At 47.6% G+C, this 16,798-nt stretch carries 13 protein-coding genes and 1 CRISPR repeat array; of the genes, 10 read left to right on the top strand and 3 right to left on the bottom strand.

The features are described from left to right. Positions 1–909 precede the first annotated feature (909 nt). The gene (locus tag EDC14_RS13755) at positions 910–1,389 is read left to right on the top strand and encodes a GNAT family N-acetyltransferase (protein ID WP_243662927.1); all 480 of its coding nucleotides are present in this window, start codon (positions 910–912) and stop codon (positions 1,387–1,389) included. A gap of 390 nt (positions 1,390–1,779) precedes the next feature. Here EDC14_RS13755 and EDC14_RS13750 read toward each other — a convergent pair whose 3' ends face one another. Next, on the bottom strand, positions 1,780–2,121 hold the full coding sequence (locus EDC14_RS13750) for a phenylpyruvate tautomerase MIF-related protein (RefSeq protein WP_132014882.1): 342 nt from the start codon (positions 2,119–2,121) through the stop codon (positions 1,780–1,782). A 292-nt stretch (positions 2,122–2,413) separates the two neighbouring features. Next, positions 2,414–2,746: a helix-turn-helix domain-containing protein gene (locus tag EDC14_RS13745; RefSeq protein WP_132014881.1), complete on the bottom strand. Its 333-nt coding sequence runs from the start codon at positions 2,744–2,746 to the stop codon at positions 2,414–2,416. Between the two features lie 160 nt (positions 2,747–2,906). On the opposite strand from EDC14_RS13745, the gene EDC14_RS13740 reads away from it, so the two are divergent. The 9 genes from EDC14_RS13740 (at position 2,907) to cas2 (ending at position 12,828) form a co-directional block, all read left to right on the top strand. Then, on the top strand, positions 2,907–3,227 hold the full coding sequence (locus tag EDC14_RS13740) for a hypothetical protein (protein WP_132014880.1): 321 nt from the start codon (positions 2,907–2,909) through the stop codon (positions 3,225–3,227). A gap of 213 nt (positions 3,228–3,440) precedes the next feature. After that, positions 3,441–4,442 carry a helix-turn-helix transcriptional regulator gene (locus EDC14_RS13735; RefSeq protein ID WP_132014879.1) on the top strand — a complete coding sequence of 334 codons (1,002 nt, stop codon included), beginning with the start codon at positions 3,441–3,443 and terminating at the stop codon, positions 4,440–4,442. Positions 4,443–4,716: 274 nt separating this feature from the next. Beyond that, entirely contained in the window at positions 4,717–7,092 is a 2,376-nt protein-coding gene (gene cas3, locus EDC14_RS13730; RefSeq protein WP_132014878.1) for a CRISPR-associated helicase Cas3', read from the top strand. Continuing rightward, complete coding sequence (gene cas5c, locus EDC14_RS13725; RefSeq protein WP_132014877.1) at positions 7,092–7,865, top strand: type I-C CRISPR-associated protein Cas5c; 774 nt, start codon at positions 7,092–7,094, stop codon at positions 7,863–7,865. Before cas3 ends, cas5c begins: the two co-directional genes overlap by 1 nt. Then, a complete protein-coding gene (gene cas8c / locus EDC14_RS13720) occupies positions 7,840–9,765 on the top strand; it encodes a type I-C CRISPR-associated protein Cas8c/Csd1 (protein WP_132014876.1) in 1,926 nt (641 codons plus the stop codon). The genes cas5c and cas8c overlap by 26 nt, the downstream gene beginning before the upstream one ends. Further along, a complete protein-coding gene (gene cas7c / locus EDC14_RS13715; protein WP_132014875.1) occupies positions 9,743–10,648 on the top strand; it encodes a type I-C CRISPR-associated protein Cas7/Csd2 in 906 nt (301 codons plus the stop codon). Before cas8c ends, cas7c begins: the two co-directional genes overlap by 23 nt. A gap of 37 nt (positions 10,649–10,685) precedes the next feature. Further along, on the top strand, positions 10,686–11,345 hold the full coding sequence (gene cas4, locus EDC14_RS13710; RefSeq protein WP_132014874.1) for a CRISPR-associated protein Cas4: 660 nt from the start codon (positions 10,686–10,688) through the stop codon (positions 11,343–11,345). 148 nt (positions 11,346–11,493) lie between these two features. Next, positions 11,494–12,525, top strand: coding sequence for a type I-C CRISPR-associated endonuclease Cas1c (gene cas1c, locus EDC14_RS13705; protein ID WP_132014873.1), 1,032 nt, complete (start codon positions 11,494–11,496; stop codon positions 12,523–12,525). Positions 12,526–12,537: 12 nt separating this feature from the next. After that, complete coding sequence (gene cas2 / locus EDC14_RS13700) at positions 12,538–12,828, top strand: CRISPR-associated endonuclease Cas2 (protein WP_132014872.1); 291 nt, start codon at positions 12,538–12,540, stop codon at positions 12,826–12,828. A 167-nt stretch (positions 12,829–12,995) separates the two neighbouring features. Then, positions 12,996–14,420: direct repeats of the CRISPR family, unit length 32 nt; unit sequence GTCGCTCCTTGCACGGGAGCGTGGATTGAAAC. A gap of 446 nt (positions 14,421–14,866) precedes the next feature. On the opposite strand, the gene EDC14_RS13695 is transcribed toward cas2, so the two are convergent. Continuing rightward, the gene (locus tag EDC14_RS13695; RefSeq protein WP_132014871.1) at positions 14,867–16,486 is read right to left on the bottom strand and encodes a multicopper oxidase family protein; all 1,620 of its coding nucleotides are present in this window, start codon (positions 16,484–16,486) and stop codon (positions 14,867–14,869) included. Positions 16,487–16,798 lie beyond the last annotated feature (312 nt).

Below are 16,798 nucleotides of genomic sequence, written 5' to 3'. Positions count from 1 at the left end.
CCTTGAAAGGCCCTAAAAAATGGGATGAAATATTTTGCTGAAAATTAGCCTCGGAAGGGGCTGCGCGTATTGCCATCCCTGGCCGTTTGCCTTTAGCCGTCCTGGCTCGGACTTCCATCTTGTAGCCGGGGCGGTCCCGGAGGCCCGGGGAGCGCGACCACTCCGGCTTGGGACAGGGCCGTTCTTTCATCCGGCACCTACTGCGTCAATTCCCTCATCTCAATCCGTTTGCCCAAGCCGTTCGACCGGCCGGATCAGGCTTCCCCCGGCTGGGACGGACCCCGGGGAAGCTTCCCGGAATCTCGGGGAAGCTTCCCGAAGAGTCGTGGATGTTTCCCGAAGAATTCGTCCTCTTTCCCGGAGGTTCGGGGAAGCATCCCGAAGGTTTGGTCCTTTATCCCGGAACCTCCGGGATGGTTCCCGAAGGCTCCGGGATGCTAGGATGAACCTTCGGGAAGAAAGGATCACAGGATCCTATGAAAGGATCATGGGATCCCTTACAAGGATGAAAACCATCCCTAACACGGATCATGGCATCCCTTACAAGGATCGTAAGATCCTTTGAAAGGATCGAAGGATCCCTTACAAGGATGGCTTTCATCCTAACAAGGATGAAGAATATCCTAGTTGGACGGAAGACCATACCTGACATGAGAGGAGATCGACTGATATATTAGGGGGGCCGAGATGGGGAACGGAGGGTTCGGGAAAGAGGACGGAGGCGGCGGGCGGTGAGACGGAGGGGCAATTCTCGACGCTGACGGCCGGACAATTCGGTGATATTGTTTGTACGGAAATCATGTATACTGGCTGCTTGCCCGGGAGTGAACCGGGGCGACATAAAATATCGCAAAACACAAGTCCGGACAAAAAATGAATAGTAGGGTCTAAAAAGGGGAGTGAAACGAGTTGCAATTTCAAGTGCGGGAAAAAACCGATGCGGACGGGGAATGGCTTTTATTGTGTCTGAAAGAAAACTGGGGTTCTGAGAAAATCGTAACCAGGGGCCGGGTTCATCAGGCCCTTGAACTTCCGGGCTTTATTGCGGAACAGAACGGCAAACCCGCGGGTGTCGCCTTATATCATATTGGAGATAAAGCGTGTGAATTGGTTCTTTTACAAAGCTTGATCGAGCGGATCGGGATTGGCTCGGCTTTACTCGATGCTATCAAACGGCTCGCCGCCGACCGGGGCTGTCGCCGGGTGTGGTTGATAACGACCAATGATAATTTAGCGGCGATCCGCTTTTATCAATTGCGAAACTTTTCGTTGGTTGCGATCTATCGCCAGGCCATCGAAGATTCGCGGAAATTGAAACCGGAAATCCCGCTTCGGGGGAGCGACGGGATCCCGATACAAGATGAAAATGAACTGGAATTGATATTGTAATATTCATGAAAAGCCGCTGCCGCGTTTGGCTGTTGCCGCGGTGCGCCGGGTTCTTCCATGGGCCGCCGGCCGTCGTGCCGGAGACGAGAGTGCTTCCAAGGAAGATCCCGTTACGAAACGGGTTTTTTAGCCAAAATCAATATCAATTCCATACTTTCAATTCGAGATCTCGTGATACAATGATATCATTGATATCATTAGAAAAAACCGGTTCATAGCCATGTCTCCCAAGTGTTTGTACCGCCACCCGGCCGAAGGCCGGGTTTTTCAATCAAGGGAGGAATGGAGATGTAGCGGCTGGATGCATTCCAAACTTGGGAACAAGCATCCTTTTCATGGAAGAAATGACCGGAAAGGGCTTGAAGCCGCTGATTAACGTCGAATTTTCCGCTAGAAATTGCCGCCGTTCCATCCCCAATGGGTATTTTCCGAATATTTCACATAGATCCGGTTTTGCGGAATCTGCAGTTCCGAATTGAAAAGCCTGCAAATTTCCTTGGTTAACGCATTGTACTCCTGATCGGACGCCTTGCCGAAGATATCCACCTGCACCATGGCGGCGGGAGCGTCCGTGCCTTGAAACCACATTTTTTGATTGGGCTCAAAGCACAGCATCAGCCAGGTCTCGCTTTTGCCCTTCAAGCATTCGATGGCCCGCCCCAATTCCTTTTTGAGCTTTTGCTCCGTTTCCGGCGCGATGTTTTGATTGGTTTTGGCATGGATGAACGGCATGGAAGATTCCTCCTTTTATTTTAGTTGTCTTTATTATTATACCAAACCGCCGTGGGGGCGAATAGACCAGAAGTAGGTTGATGTCTTCTTATCAACTTGCTACATTAACTGGTTTCACAAATAATCTTGCGGGAGAGGAAGCTTTGGAGAAAGGTAGGGGATGGAGAACGATGATCCGTTAAATTTCGTTTTTTCCACGAGGCTGTTTTCCAAAAAATAACACAGGATAAAGAAGTTCTTTTACCAACCTTGAAGATTATCTGATAGGATGCGATTCAGAAGTAAAGAATCTTTAATTTTTCTTCTTGCTGCGAACGGTATCGATATAATGGCTGATCATTTCCATCAAGAATTGTTTTTCTTCCTTGCTTAACATGCCTTCAGCTTGTCTAAGCATTGTCATAATTTGTACCGGGAAACTATCCGACTCTCTTCCTAACAATTCATCTGCGGTAATATTAAAAAACTTCGCTATTTCCACGAGAATGCTGATATCCGGAAAAGCACGATCCGTTTCCCACTTCGCCAAAGCGTCACGGTTGACGGCGAGCTGATCCGCTAATTCTTTTTGAGTAAGATCTTTGTTTTTTCGCAATAGCTTTAAGCGTTCTCCGAATGTGCTCATTTTTCACACTCCAATATCCTTAGCATATATCAGCGAAAAATTAAACGCTATACTTGTGAAATTTAATCCCAAAATAGTTGTTTTATTATTTTGTTTATAATATAATGTGAATATAAATCACATAATTGATTCGTCTTCATCCGTTTTGGAGGTTTTTGCCATGTTGAGCAGCAAAAGCAAAGGAATACAAGCGTTTATTTTCAACCGTCTCTATCAGATCCATGAGGAGATTCTGTCCGAAGATCCGGAATACCGGGAATTGGGTCGACAACAGCGAGTACTACTGGATCGGGTCTTTGCACGCTTGCCTCCTGAAGAACGGCAGATGCTGGACGAATATGACGCCGGCCGGACGGCGCAAATGAACCGCCAGGACGAACTGGTTTATGGTCAGGGATTATTGGACGGAATACTGTTGGGCCTGTGGGTTGAGCGGGTGGGACGGGGCGAAGCAACGCTTGCCGCCGTGCTGGAAGAATAAATGGTTGATTCTTATAATGGTATCGATAGAAAAAATCAGCTCGATCCGCTGCCTTTCAAGCCTCTGCGAGATTCTTACACTGTGGAAAGTTGGGAAAGTGGAAGGGTACGGAAGCATTGTAAATTTAGTAAGAATTATCCGTTTTATAGGAGGAAAAACCGGAATGGCCTGGAAATAACATAAATATTATCCATGGAATGAAGGTGTAGCGTCATGCCCAAAGGTGATCGGCTACCCCGCCTATTGAAACTGATTCACACCATTCAAAACCATCCGGGACTGTCGTCCGAGGAGTTGGCCCGGGAATGCGGGATCGGCTCCCGGCAGATCTTCCGGGATTTGAGGGTGCTGGATTACGCGGGGGTGCCGCTGTATAACGATAACGGCTATCGTTTGGCCGAAAATTTTTTATTGCAGGATATTTCTTTTTCCTTGGATGAAGCGCTTTCTTTGCTCTACGGTTTGAAACTGGTGGAGCGGCAGAAGGCGCTTTTTCCTGTAAAACGGGTTAAAGAAAGAATAATGGCCCTCTTGCCGAGAGGACTGCGAGATGAAATTGAAAATCTCGATGGCCGGGTGGATGTGGTCGCGGGTTTTTCCGCGGACTATTCGATGAAAGGGGATTTGTTTCGCAATCTCAATCTGGCGATGCGGGAATCGAAGCGAATCGAATTGGAATATTACTGTTTTTCAAGGGATGATAGTAATGTGCGGACGATCGATCCGTATCATTTAATTTTTAAAGACGGATTTTGGTATTTGGTCGGTTTATGTCACTGGCGCAAGGAACAACGGCAGTTCCGGGTGGATCGCATCCGGAAGCTGCGGGTGTTGCCGGAGAAATTTGTTCCGCCACCGGAAATATTGGCTGCTTCGCCTTTAGGAGCGGCTTGGGGTATTGAACTTGGTGAGGTTTTTCAATTTACGATCCGTTTTTGGGGCGAATCGGCCCGTTTTGTGAGGGAGACTCAATTTCATCCTGAGCAACAATTGTGGGAGGAAGCAGGTGGAACATTGCGGTTTACGGCGAAGGGATGTAACCTTGCCCAGGTGGCCCGGTGGGTTTTAACCTTTGGCGGTGAAGCGGAAGTCTTGAAACCGCAAAGCTTGCGCCAGATGGTGGTCAGACAGTTGGCTGCGGGGTTGGAACGATATTCGCGAGAAGCAAACGGTTGTTCACTGACCAGCGTTGGTCAGGGGGGGATGGTAGAATGAAACTGAGAAAGGAATTGCAAGCCTTGTATGCGACCTATAGACCCCTTGCCCTACCATCCTTCGTTGTCAAAAAACAGATGATTTGCACGTTTGAAAGTGATTATACGGATACAAGATGGAGCTCAAAAGAATAGGATGAGTAACCTTTTTAATATGGATGGAACTATTCAGCCATACCATTTAAAGCCATCAACCCATGAAAACGATCGTTTTACCGTTGAAAGCTGCCCTAATGGCATCGATAACTGGAATTTAAGAATAAGGAGAACTTCGAATGTATATTTCCCGAATTGCAGAGGATGGAAGAGAACAGCCAACAAGGCAGCATTTACAAGAGTGTGCCGAGTACGCTTGTAATATCGGCAAGAAGTTTGCAGCATCAGAGATATGCCGAACGACTGCGTTGTTCCATGATATGGGGAAATTATCATCAGAATTTGTCGAGTATCTTAAGCGCAGCTACATGAATGAAAAGCTCGGTAATAAACCCAATGGAAAAGGTTCTATAATCCATTCAACCCAAGGTGCTAAGTTTTTATTTGAATCGCAATCAAGCGATAACGATTTGATTATGGCTCTGGCACGCGAAATCTCTGCTATCTGTATTGCAAATCATCATGGTGGTTTGATGGACGGCATATCTCCGTGTGGAAACACGCCATTCCGTGATAGACTCGTAAGAGAAAATGACGGTCTCCATTATGCTGAAGTAATTAAGGCAGCAGAAGAGGAACATATTTCTATAAGCAGCGTGTCAGATACTCTCAAGCAATGCGGGAATGAGCTGAGAAAATTTATCGAAACATGCAAGGCTAATAATCTTAATGTCGCATTTATGCTCCATCTTCTGACAAAGAGCGTTTTTTCGTGTTTGGTGGACTCTGACCGGTATAATGCCTATTGTTTCGAAATAAATAAAGTGTCGGAAATCAAGATACAGTTACCCCCGTGGGAAGAATATGCGCAACGGCTGGAGCAGAAAATATCAACTTTTTCGGCGACATCAGGCATTAACATAATCCGCCGTGAAATCTCCGAAAAGTGTCTTTGTGCAGCCAATCGACCCAAGGGCATTTATCGGTTGGATGTTCCAACCGGCGGTGGGAAGACTCTGTCAAGCCTTCGATTTGCGTTGAATCATGCAAGAATTCATGAAGCTGAACATGTAATCTATGTAATACCTTACCTTTCGGTTCTAGAGCAAACAGCAAAAGATATCAAAAAGGCATTGCAGTTCAAGCCTGCCGATAGTTTTATTTTGGAGCATCATTCAAACCTTATCATCAGTGACGATCCGGAGGAAGCGCAGGCATACCGCCTTCTAACTGATCGATGGGATAGCCCAATTATCATCACAACGATGGTACAGTTTTTGGAAAGTATCTATTCAAGCAAAAGCAGCGATTTGCGGAAATTTCACAATATGGGCAACGCTGTATTTATCTTTGATGAAGTCCAGTCGTTGCCGCTGAAGTGCACGTATCTTTTTAACGAAGCGGTCAATTATTTATATTACTGCGCAGGCTGTTCGATTTTGTTGTGTACGGCTACACAACCTCCGCTTAACGAGACCGAAAAACCTATTCTATCAAAGCCATCTTCTTTGATTGCGGATATGAGTGAGAGTTTTCGTAAACTAAAAAGGACATACATTAAAGATCACACGATTCCTGGAGGCTATTCGACGGACGTGCTTCAGCAGTTTGTACTGGATAGATTCAGAGAAGAGGGAAATTGTCTTGTCATCCTGAATACAAAGAAAGACGCTGCCATAATTTACAAATCGCTCGAAAGCTATGCACAAACAAATCCACAGGAACAGATTGAGTTGATTCACCTGAGTACTACAATGTGTCCGGCGCATCGTCTAAATATAATAAACAAAATAAAAGATAAAAAACAGAAAAATATCCTTTGTATCAGTACGCAATTGATCGAGGCGGGCGTCGATATTTCGTTCAGTTGCGTCATTCGCGCAATCGCCGGTATGGACAGCATAGCACAGGCTGCGGGACGTTGTAATCGTAACGGAGAAAATCCAAGCGGGAAAAACGTTTATATAATCAACCTTTCTAAAGAAGATTTATCTATGCTTCCGGATATAAAATGCGGAGCGGATATCACTTACCGAATACTTGCGGAAAACCCATCAGACCTGCTGTCGCCCGCTGTCATCGAACGTTATTATAAAGAATACTTTGAAAAGCAAAAATCTCAGATGTGTTATCCCGTAAAAGAACTGGGAAATCTATACGACTTGCTGTCGAACAATAAAAAGGGAATCGGTGCATATCAAAACAGAGGCGGAACCAATCCGCCGGCATTGTGGCAGGCTTTTCAAACAGCAGGAGAGCAGTTCTCTGTGATTGATCAGCGTACCACCGGCGTTCTTGTTCCATATGCAGATGGCGCTAAACTTGCCGAAAAGTATAAACGCGCAGATATAAAGGGGAAAAATGCTCTGCTTCGTCAAATTGGGCGATATTCTGTCTCTTTATACCCCTATCAAATAAAAAGGTTGGACGAATTGGGAGCCTTGACTTTGATAGACGATGAAATTTTGACACTGAATTCACTTTATTACAGTAATAAACTTGGTGTTATCTTTGATATAAGCGCTGAAATTTTGATTGTTGAGGAGGGATCGTAATGCGATATCGCAACACAGTTGAATTTGTTGTCTTTGGAAAATATGCGCTGTTTTCCGACCCGATTACAAGAGTTGGCGGCGAGAAGTTTTCCTATCAGGTTCCGACCTATCAGGCATTGAAAGGAATTCTTGAGAGCGTTTACTGGAAGCCGACGTTGATTTGGTATGTTGATGAAATTCGTGTTATAAACAAAATTCAGACGCAGTCCAAAGGCATACGTCCAATCAAGTATTCATCAGAGGGAAACGATCTTGCGTATTATACATATTTAAAGGATGTTTGCTATCAAGTGCGCGCTCACTTCGATTGGAATATGAACAGACCTGAGTTTGCCGATGACCGCAATGAAAATAAGCACCATAATATAGCCAAGCGTATGATTGAGCGCGGTGGACGTAGAGACATTTTCCTGGGTACGAGAGAGTGTCAGGGATATGTTAAGCCATGCGTTTTTGGCGAAGGCGCCAGCTTTTACGATAATTACGGCGAGATCGACTTTGGGCTGATGGTGCATGGATTCGATTATCCTGATGAGACGGGAAAAGACGAAATGTTTGTGCGCTTGTGGAGAAATGCTGTGATGAAAGACGGCAGAATCGTTTTTCCGCTTCCCTTTGAAGACTCGCCGGAAATCGTGAGAAGATTCATTAAGCCCATGAAAAAGAAAGAGTTTATTATCGGAGAAAACTTTCTCGGACTTGACGAACCAGGAATTGATGAGCTTTTATCGAGGGAGGTGAGAATACATGAGTTGGATGCAGAATCTCTGTGATACATACGATGCCTGCGCCGATGCTGTTGGAATATGTGGCGAAAATCAAACAACAATGTTGCTACCTCTCGGGCATTTGCTTACTGAACTCGATGTGATCGTGCATCTTAAAAAAGATGGAACATTCCAAAGAGCCGAAAATATAAAGTCCTCAGCAAAAAATAAAACTCTGATTTGCGTTCCCTGTACAGATGAGTCTGAAGCAAGATCCGGAACCAAAGCAATTGACTTCCCTCATCCGCTTTTTGACCAAATAAAATACTTGTTCACCCAAAAATACGTAGATAACCTGGAAAAATGGATGGTATATCTGAAAAATAATTCGAAATACTCGTATGCTTATCAAGCAATTGCCGCTGTGTATCACTACGTAGTGAAAGGTACGATATCAGACGATTTACTATCTTTTCAGATGACCGTCAAAGATGACATGTTCGTAGGTTTTTGCGTGAACTTTGATAATTCATTTGAAGACAGACTATGGATGATGCCGGAGTTATGGAAGGCGTGGATCGACTTCTATCTGAGCGAAGATATCGCAAAGAGACAATCGAAAGACGTCTGTTATATTACCGGTGATAAATCCGCCTTTACGGAAAAACATCCCAAAAGTATCAACCGTTCTTCGGGAAATGCAAAGTTGATTACAGGAAACGACGGCACCAATTTTACATTTCGAGGACGGTTCAAACAACCGTCACAAGCCGTTACCGTTAGTTTTGAGGCTTCACAAAAGGCACATCAAGCACTGCGGTGGCTGATATCAAAACCGAGCTGCTATCGATGCGATTCGCAAGCAATCGTTGCATGGGCAATTGATAGTATACCGGATGTGCCGGGCTTTTATGATGATAGCTATGATGTTTACAACGCGGTGGCACAGACCGACGAAGAAAGACTGACGCTTGCCGAAAATGCTATTTATGTCGATTATGCGAACGCATTGAAAAAAGCATTGTCCGGCTACAGTACATCCAGCAAGCTCAAAACACACATACGTCGCATTTCTATAATGTCTACTGACGCTGCCACAACAGGTAGGCTATCGGTAACTTACTATCGTGAGCTGTCTGAAAACGAATATGAAGAACGTATTGAAAATTGGCACAACACCTGCAAATGGTATCAGCCGTTCGGAAAAGATGCGGACGGAACATACAAGACAGGCTATTTCATTGGAGCGCCCGCAGTAGACCGTATCGCGTTGGCGGTTTTGGGCAAGCGCAGAAAGCAAAAAGACGAATCTTATGATAAGCTTGTCAAAAATCTTCGTGAACAACTGGTACACTGTATATTTGACGGGGAAAGAATACCCGCTTCAATGGTAAATGCCGCATTAAACCGGGCATCAAATCCTCTTGCGTTTGAGAACACGGGCGCGAAGAGCAATAGTGACCGCTGGCGGGATTGGGAATATGTACTTGGCGCGGCTTGCGCACTGATTAAGCGATATTATTACGATTATAAAAAGGAGGAAATTGCTGTGGAACTTGAAACAGAAAGGCGCGACCGGGATTATCTATACGGAAGATTGCTGGCGGTCGCGGATAAAATTGAATCTTCTGCGAGATATAAGCAAGGAAAAGCAAAGGAAGACGAACGCGCTACAAACGCAGTACGCTATATGACGGTATTTTCACAGCACCCGTTTCGTACATGGAATATGTTGTTTACGCAGCAGCTCAATCCATACATACAGCAGCTCAACGGAGCCGGTTGGTATTTGAACCTAATTGGGGACATTAAGCAATTGTTTGAACCAGGGGCATTTGAAAGAGACGCATCGCTTGACGGAAAATATTTGCTAGGCTTCTTTGCCCAAAGACAAGAGCTTCGTAAAAACCAAAAAAACAATAATAACAATGGAGGGGAAGACAATGAGCTTAACAAAGAAAATTGATTTTGCAGTCGTTTTTACCGTAAAAAAAGCCAATCCGAACGGTGACCCGCTCAATGGCAATCGCCCGCGCATCGATTATGAGGGATTGGGAGAAGTATCAGACGTCTGCCTGAAACGTAAATTGCGCAATCGCCTGCAGGACATGGGCGAGGATATTTTTGTCCAGTCGGACGCCAATCGTAAAGAGGGAGATACCTTTAGGAGTCTCAAAGATCGCTTTGATGCAAATAAGGAAATTCAAACAATAGTTGTGAATGCAGCCGAAGAAAAGAAAAAAACAAAGAAAAAACCAAGCATTTCTGATCAGGTAGCTAAAATAGCATGTAAGACTTGGTATGATGTTCGTGCATTTGGACAAGTATTTGCATTTGATAATGGAGAAGACAGCGATTCCGTTTCCATTGGCGTACGTGGTCCTGTATCAATCCAGAGTGCTGTTAGCATAGCTCCGGTTGATATCTATTCGCAGCAAATTACAAAGGGCGTCAATCTGGAAACTGATGAAAAAGACCCGGATAAAAAAGGCCGCGATACTATGGGGATGAAGCACCGCGTGGAATATGGCGTCTATGTCACATATGGAAGCATTAACTGCCAGCTTGCCGAAAAAACCGGTTTCAGCGACGAAGATGCGGATAAGTTGCTTGCCGCATTGAGAACGTTGTTTGTAAACGACGAGTCGTCTGCGCGTCCATCCGGCAGTATGAAAGTGGAAAGTGTAATTTGGTGGAAACACAATTGCAAAAATGGACAGTATGCATCAGCGGATGTCCATGATAGTATCGAAATTCAGGTGGATGAAGACAGCAAGAAGCCTGTCGTGGTAATCAAAACATTGTTGGATGGTTTGAAGCCCGGCATTTATATTGGAGAAAACAAATAACCACCTAAAGCGTGAAAATTGTTCGAAAGGCTATAAAATGAGCATATCTTACCCCGACTCCGATCTCCTCATGCTCTCCGGCATCCAGCACTTCGCCTTCTGCCGCCGGCAGTGGGCCTTGATCCACATTGAGCAGCAGTGGCAGGAGAATGTGTTGACCTTCAGCGGCCGGGAGATGCATGAACGGGCGGACGACCCCTTTTTCACCGAAGCGCGGGGAGCGGTGCTGGTCACCCGTTCCCTGCCGTTGGTCTCCCGGACTTTAGGTCTGTATGGCGTAGCGGATGTGGTGGAGTTTCACCGCGATGAAACCGGAATTGTCCTAAAAGATCGCCCGGGCCGCTGGCGGTCGTATCCGGTGGAGTATAAGTACGGCCAGCCTAAAATCGACGACCGCGATATCGTCCAGCTCTGCGCGCAAGGGATTTGCCTGGCGGAGATGTTTGGAACGCCGGTTGCAACGGGCGATCTGTTTTACGGCCGGACGCGCCGCCGCCAACCGGTGGAGTTCGACGATTCCCTGAGAAATCGAGTACGGGAATTGACAGCCGGGATGCATGAGCTGTTCGAAAAAGGCGTTACTCCGTCTGCCGAATACAGCGCGGCCTGCAAAAGCTGTTCTTTGGTCGAGATCTGCCTGCCCAAGACCGGCTCCCGGCGTTCGGTCCGGCGTTATCTGGACGAGGCATTACGTTGACGCTGATTCAGGATGCCGATCAGGTTCTTGGTTGCTGATGCTAATTTTGAATGCGGATTCAAGTTCTTGGTTCCTGGTTTTCGCGACTAACAACCAACAACGTCGAACGGTAAACGACGAATTAAATGATGGAGGTTTGGATAACGTTTTGCGAAAACTGCTGAATGTGTTGTATGTTACATCCCCCGAAGCCTACCTCGGCAAGGAAGGCGAAACGGTTTTGATTTTGCTGAATGACGAGGTTAAGCTCAGGATCCCCATTCACAACCTGGAAGGGATCGTCTGTTTCGGGTATACGGGCGCCAGCCCGGCCTTGATGCATCTCTGCGCCGAACGGGGCGTGGCCCTGTCGTTTCTCGCGGAGAGCGGCAAGTTTTTGGCACGGGTCAGCGGGCGGGTGAATGGCAACGTCTTGTTGCGGCGCAGACAGTACCGTCAGGCCGATAGTCCGGAGGAAGCTTTGCAACTGGCCAAAGGGTTTATTTTGGGAAAGATCTTCAACTGCCGCTGCGTTTTGCAGCGGTTCCTGCGTGATCACGAGCAACGGGGCGATCCGCCGATGGTGCAGGAAGGGGTTAAAGCCTTAACCATTCAGCTGCAAAAGACGGCCAATAGTCGCCACTTGGATATGCTACGTGGCGTGGAGGGCGAAGGCGCGCGGGTCTACTATGGGGTATTTGATCACTTAATATTGGAAGTTAAAGACATTTTTACTTTTACCGGCCGCAGCCGGCGACCGCCGCTCGATGCGGTCAATGCCCTGTTATCTTTCTTATATACTTTGCTGGCCCATGATTGCACGGCGGCATTGGAAACCGTCGGACTCGATCCGCAGGTAGGGTTCTTGCATCGCGAGCGCCCTGGCCGGCCCAGCCTCGCCTTGGATCTGATGGAAGAGTTGCGGCCCTATTTGGTGGATCGCTTCGTAGTATCGCTCATCAACACCCGGCAGATCGGCGCTACCGGGTTTGTGACCAAGGAATCCGGCGGAGTGCTGATGACCGATGAGGTCCGCAAAAATGTAATTACCGCCTGGCAAAAGCGAAAACAGGAAGAGGTCATGCATCCTTTTTTGGGAGAAAAAATCCCCGTGGGCCTCATCCCGTATGCTCAAGCCTTGCTGCTGGCCCGCCATTTACGGGGCGACCTGGAAGCGTATCCGCCATTTCTAATGAAATAGGGGTGAAGCGGGATGATGGTTTTAGTAACCTATGATGTGAATACGGAGAAGGAAGCGGGTAAGAAACGCTTGCGCAAAGTAGCCAAATTATGTAAAGATTACGGACAAAGGGTGCAAAACTCCGTTTTCGAATGTCTGGTGGACCCGGTTCAATTCGCCAAACTTCGCAAAAGACTGGAAGAGATCATCGATGCTGAAAATGATAGCTTGCGGTATTATTTTTTGGGAGACAATTGGAAATCACGAGTCGAACATGTAGGAGCCAAAGGAACCTACGATCCCGAAGGCGTATTAATGGTGTAGCGCGAACCCCAAGCGAACGTGATTTTCCTAGGAGATTCGCGGAGCTTGATACGACTGGGTTTAGAGCATTTTTTACGGATTTTGGGGCAAAAACCGGATGATTCGAACCCCGGTTCGCGGAATCAAGGATGAAAAGTCAAGCGGGATAAGCTTTTTTAGGCAGTACTGTCGCTCCTTGCACGGGAGCGTGGATTGAAACCAAAGCAAGCATAACGGCAAAATACTTGAGTGCGTCGCTCCTTGCACGGGAGCGTGGATTGAAACATAATATATTGAATATCAATTTTGGTTCCATCTGGGTCGCTCCTTGCACGGGAGCGTGGATTGAAACAATCTTGCTGCTAATGCAATTTCTGCTGCTGTTCCGTCGCTCCTTGCACGGGAGCGTGGATTGAAACGTTGCAAAACGGTCGGTTTGTCGAGGCTGGTGAGGTCGCTCCTTGCACGGGAGCGTGGATTGAAACATATCTCTTTTTTATTGTAAATTATTAACAACCTGTCGCTCCTTGCACGGGAGCGTGGATTGAAACGCCATTGCTCCGCTTTATTCAGCCAGTTTCGTATGTCGCTCCTTGCACGGGAGCGTGGATTGAAACATCGAGAATGCGCTGAAACATTTGCAAAAAATCAAGGTCGCTCCTTGCACGGGAGCGTGGATTGAAACTTGCATTAAAAAATACAACATACAAGGAAGTTTGTCGCTCCTTGCACGGGAGCGTGGATTGAAACTAATATTCTTTTTTTTATTTGCTGTTGACTATGACGTCGCTCCTTGCACGGGAGCGTGGATTGAAACATAGGAGGACACGATGGTAATTATTAATTATACAAGTCGCTCCTTGCACGGGAGCGTGGATTGAAACAAGCTTGACATGCCTGGTTGGGAAAAGGGCCTTGAGTCGCTCCTTGCACGGGAGCGTGGATTGAAACAGCTAGTTGAGGTGAAGAGATGACTTACCTGGAAGTCGCTCCTTGCACGGGAGCGTGGATTGAAACTTGGATCATCCAGATTTATAGCCGCATCCGTATGTCGCTCCTTGCACGGGAGCGTGGATTGAAACTTTTATCGTAAGGCAATTATATCCATCCTCGCTAGTCGCTCCTTGCACGGGAGCGTGGATTGAAACTTTTGTCCGCCTATCATCTGGATTGATAAGCAAATGTCGCTCCTTGCACGGGAGCGTGGATTGAAACTTGTTCTATTGTCTCAAAAGTACATCTATCACGTCGCTCCTTGCACGGGAGCGTGGATTGAAACTTATGTTGGAAACCATGTCGGAGTATACCTTGGGCGTCGCTCCTTGCACGGGAGCGTGGATTGAAACAAAATCACAATTATATAAATACATATAAGTTAATGGTCGCTCCTTGCACGGGAGCGTGGATTGAAACTTCATCTTGTCCCTCTTCAATTTCAATGATAGAAAGTCGCTCCTTGCACGGGAGCGTGGATTGAAACTTAATAATTAATTCTGTCGTCTCTCTAGTTGCTCGTCGCTCCTTGCACGGGAGCGTGGATTGAAACAATGTTATCATTTTAGGGTGTTAATAAAATAGAATGTCGCTCCTTGCACGGGAACATGGATTGAAACTAAGGAATTTAAAGCCGTTTTATAGTGAGGTATGTCGCTCCTTGCAGTTCAAGGAGTGAAGCAATGCTTGCCGCCATGCTGAAGGAATGAAATGGATACTAACGCATCGGCCCCGATAATTGTTTGGTTCCCGGATAGTATAAATATCACATATTTATGATAATTTATGGTAAAATTAGGATAATGGTATACGGATGAAAGGGGGAATCGTTTTGAGTAAAGGCAATTCCTACAATGGCGTGATCATTTTCATCCTTTGCTTTATTGCCGTTTCCGGTATTCTCGCCTGGATCACCCGATGATGTGACCGAAAAAATTCTTCCTCATTATTATAGAAAATGATTGGTTTCATTTGAAAGAGTCCGGCACCGGTTGCGCCGAACTCTTTTTATTTTACCCGCTTGTTTTCCAGGGTCGTACCTCAAACCGGAGGAACATTCCTCAGGCTAATGGTCGATATGACCTCCGGGATCAGGGGGGACGAAAGGCGTCGGGGGCTGAACCGGAGACTCCGGATAGTCGCGGTCCACCACCTGGAGTGGCCGCATCATGTCGTAATCCTCGTGCTCCAGGATGTGGCAGTGCCAGACGTACCGGCCGGTGTAGGGCTCGAAACGGACCAGGAAACGAGTGACCATGCCCGGATTGGCGCGGGCCATATCCTTCAAGCCCTGTTCATTGAGATCGGGCGGGACCGCCGGGCCGGTATATTTGAGCTGGCCGGTCTGATTGTAGATTGCGATATCGAAAGGCTGACGTTCCAGGATCTGAAACTCGATCAAGTGAAGGTGAATCGGATGCGCGCCCAGTCCGGGGTTGATAATGTTCCAGATCTCATACTCGCCCAGCCGCGGCTTTTCGGTCACCGGGTCGTGCCACATCTTGCCATCCAGCTCGAAAAGGAGCCGGCCGTATTGATCCCGGGTCACCACCAAGGGGAGATACCGTTGCACTTTAGCCCGTTTTGGCTGGGGATAGGGGAGCGGATAGAGATAGTCCGGTATTACGCTGTGATCCTTGCAGGATAAGGGCTTGGTCACCTTGAACATCATGACCTGGCCGGTGGTCTCGGGATCGACGGGAGCCCCGTTCGGGAAAGGATTGGCGGCGTCATTCAGCATCACGATCTCTTTTCCCTGATGTTTTGAGAAATCGATAATCAGGTCGACCCGTTCCGCCGGGGCCATAATCAACTGGTAGACATCGACGGGGTATTCCAGCAGGCCGCCGTCGGTGCCGATCTGGTGCATCGGCTGGCCGGAACTCAGGCTCAGCCGGTAAAACCGGTCATTGGAACCGTTCAGGACGCGGAAACGGTATTTGCGCGGTTCCACTTCCAGATAGGGCCAGACTTTGCCGTTCACCACGATGGTATCGCCCAGGAACCCCGGGGTGATCGAGGGATTGACCCCGGGAACCGGGCCGAGCGGCGGCGCCGGCTGGCTGGGATAAAAGAGCGACCCGTCGGGATTGAACGAACGGTCCTGGATCAGCAGCGGAATCTCATAGGGGCCTTCCGGCAAACCCAACACGCATTCGGACTTATCCCGGATCAGATAGAAGCCGGCCAGTCCGGCATAGACATTTAGTCTGGTGATGCCCAGGGCGTGGTCGTGATACCAGAGCGTGCACGCCCGCTGTTGATTGGGGTAAAAGTAGGTCCGGCGGGTGAAGAAAGGCCCCCGCTGGGCGAAGCCCCGGGTATACCAGGCCTCGGGATAACCGTCGCTGTCATCCTCCACCCGGGCGCCGTGCAGGTGCACCACGGTGCGGACTTCCGGCGCGTCCCCGACGCCGTGCAGCGTTTTATCCACCGGTAGAAAATGTTTCTCCGGGAGCTCGTTCAGCCATTTGATCCAGACCGGCTCGTTCTTTTGGACCTCGATGACCGGACCGGGATAGATTCCTTCATAACCCCAGACGGTCGCCTCTTTCAGCTCCGAATGAAACTGGTGCAGCACTTGCCGCATGCGGACATCGTAATGGGTTCCGTCTTCATCCTTGTATTTCGGCTTGAGGGTTGGAACCAGTGGAAGCGGGTCAATGAATTTTCGAAGCGCTGTCATTTAAACCCCTCCATTTTTGGATTGAATTATACCATTTGCAACAGTTGGGCAAGGATTTCATCATCGGAGTCAAAGTTACAAAAAGGAGCGGGATTATTCAATCCGCTATATCGTATGAAAGATTGGGATCCGTTGGAAATAAAACTGCTCAAAAAATGCTCATGGGCGGCTCCGTTCATTCCAAAGCATTGCTGGTACCTGGCGTCCGGCACCGGCACGTCGCCTTTTTACGGTAATTCGTAAACATTAAATTTATTGCCAAAAGCGCCGTATTTTGGCGGCAGCCGCCCCGTTCCCGCTGAACGGGCTTCG

The sequence above is a fragment of the Hydrogenispora ethanolica genome, from assembly GCF_004340685.1.
Taxonomy (GTDB): domain Bacteria; phylum Bacillota; class UBA4882; order UBA8346; family UBA8346; genus Hydrogenispora; species Hydrogenispora ethanolica.
The sequence above is the reverse complement of the archived record's forward strand: the minus strand, read 5'-3'. Positions and strand labels throughout refer to the sequence as shown.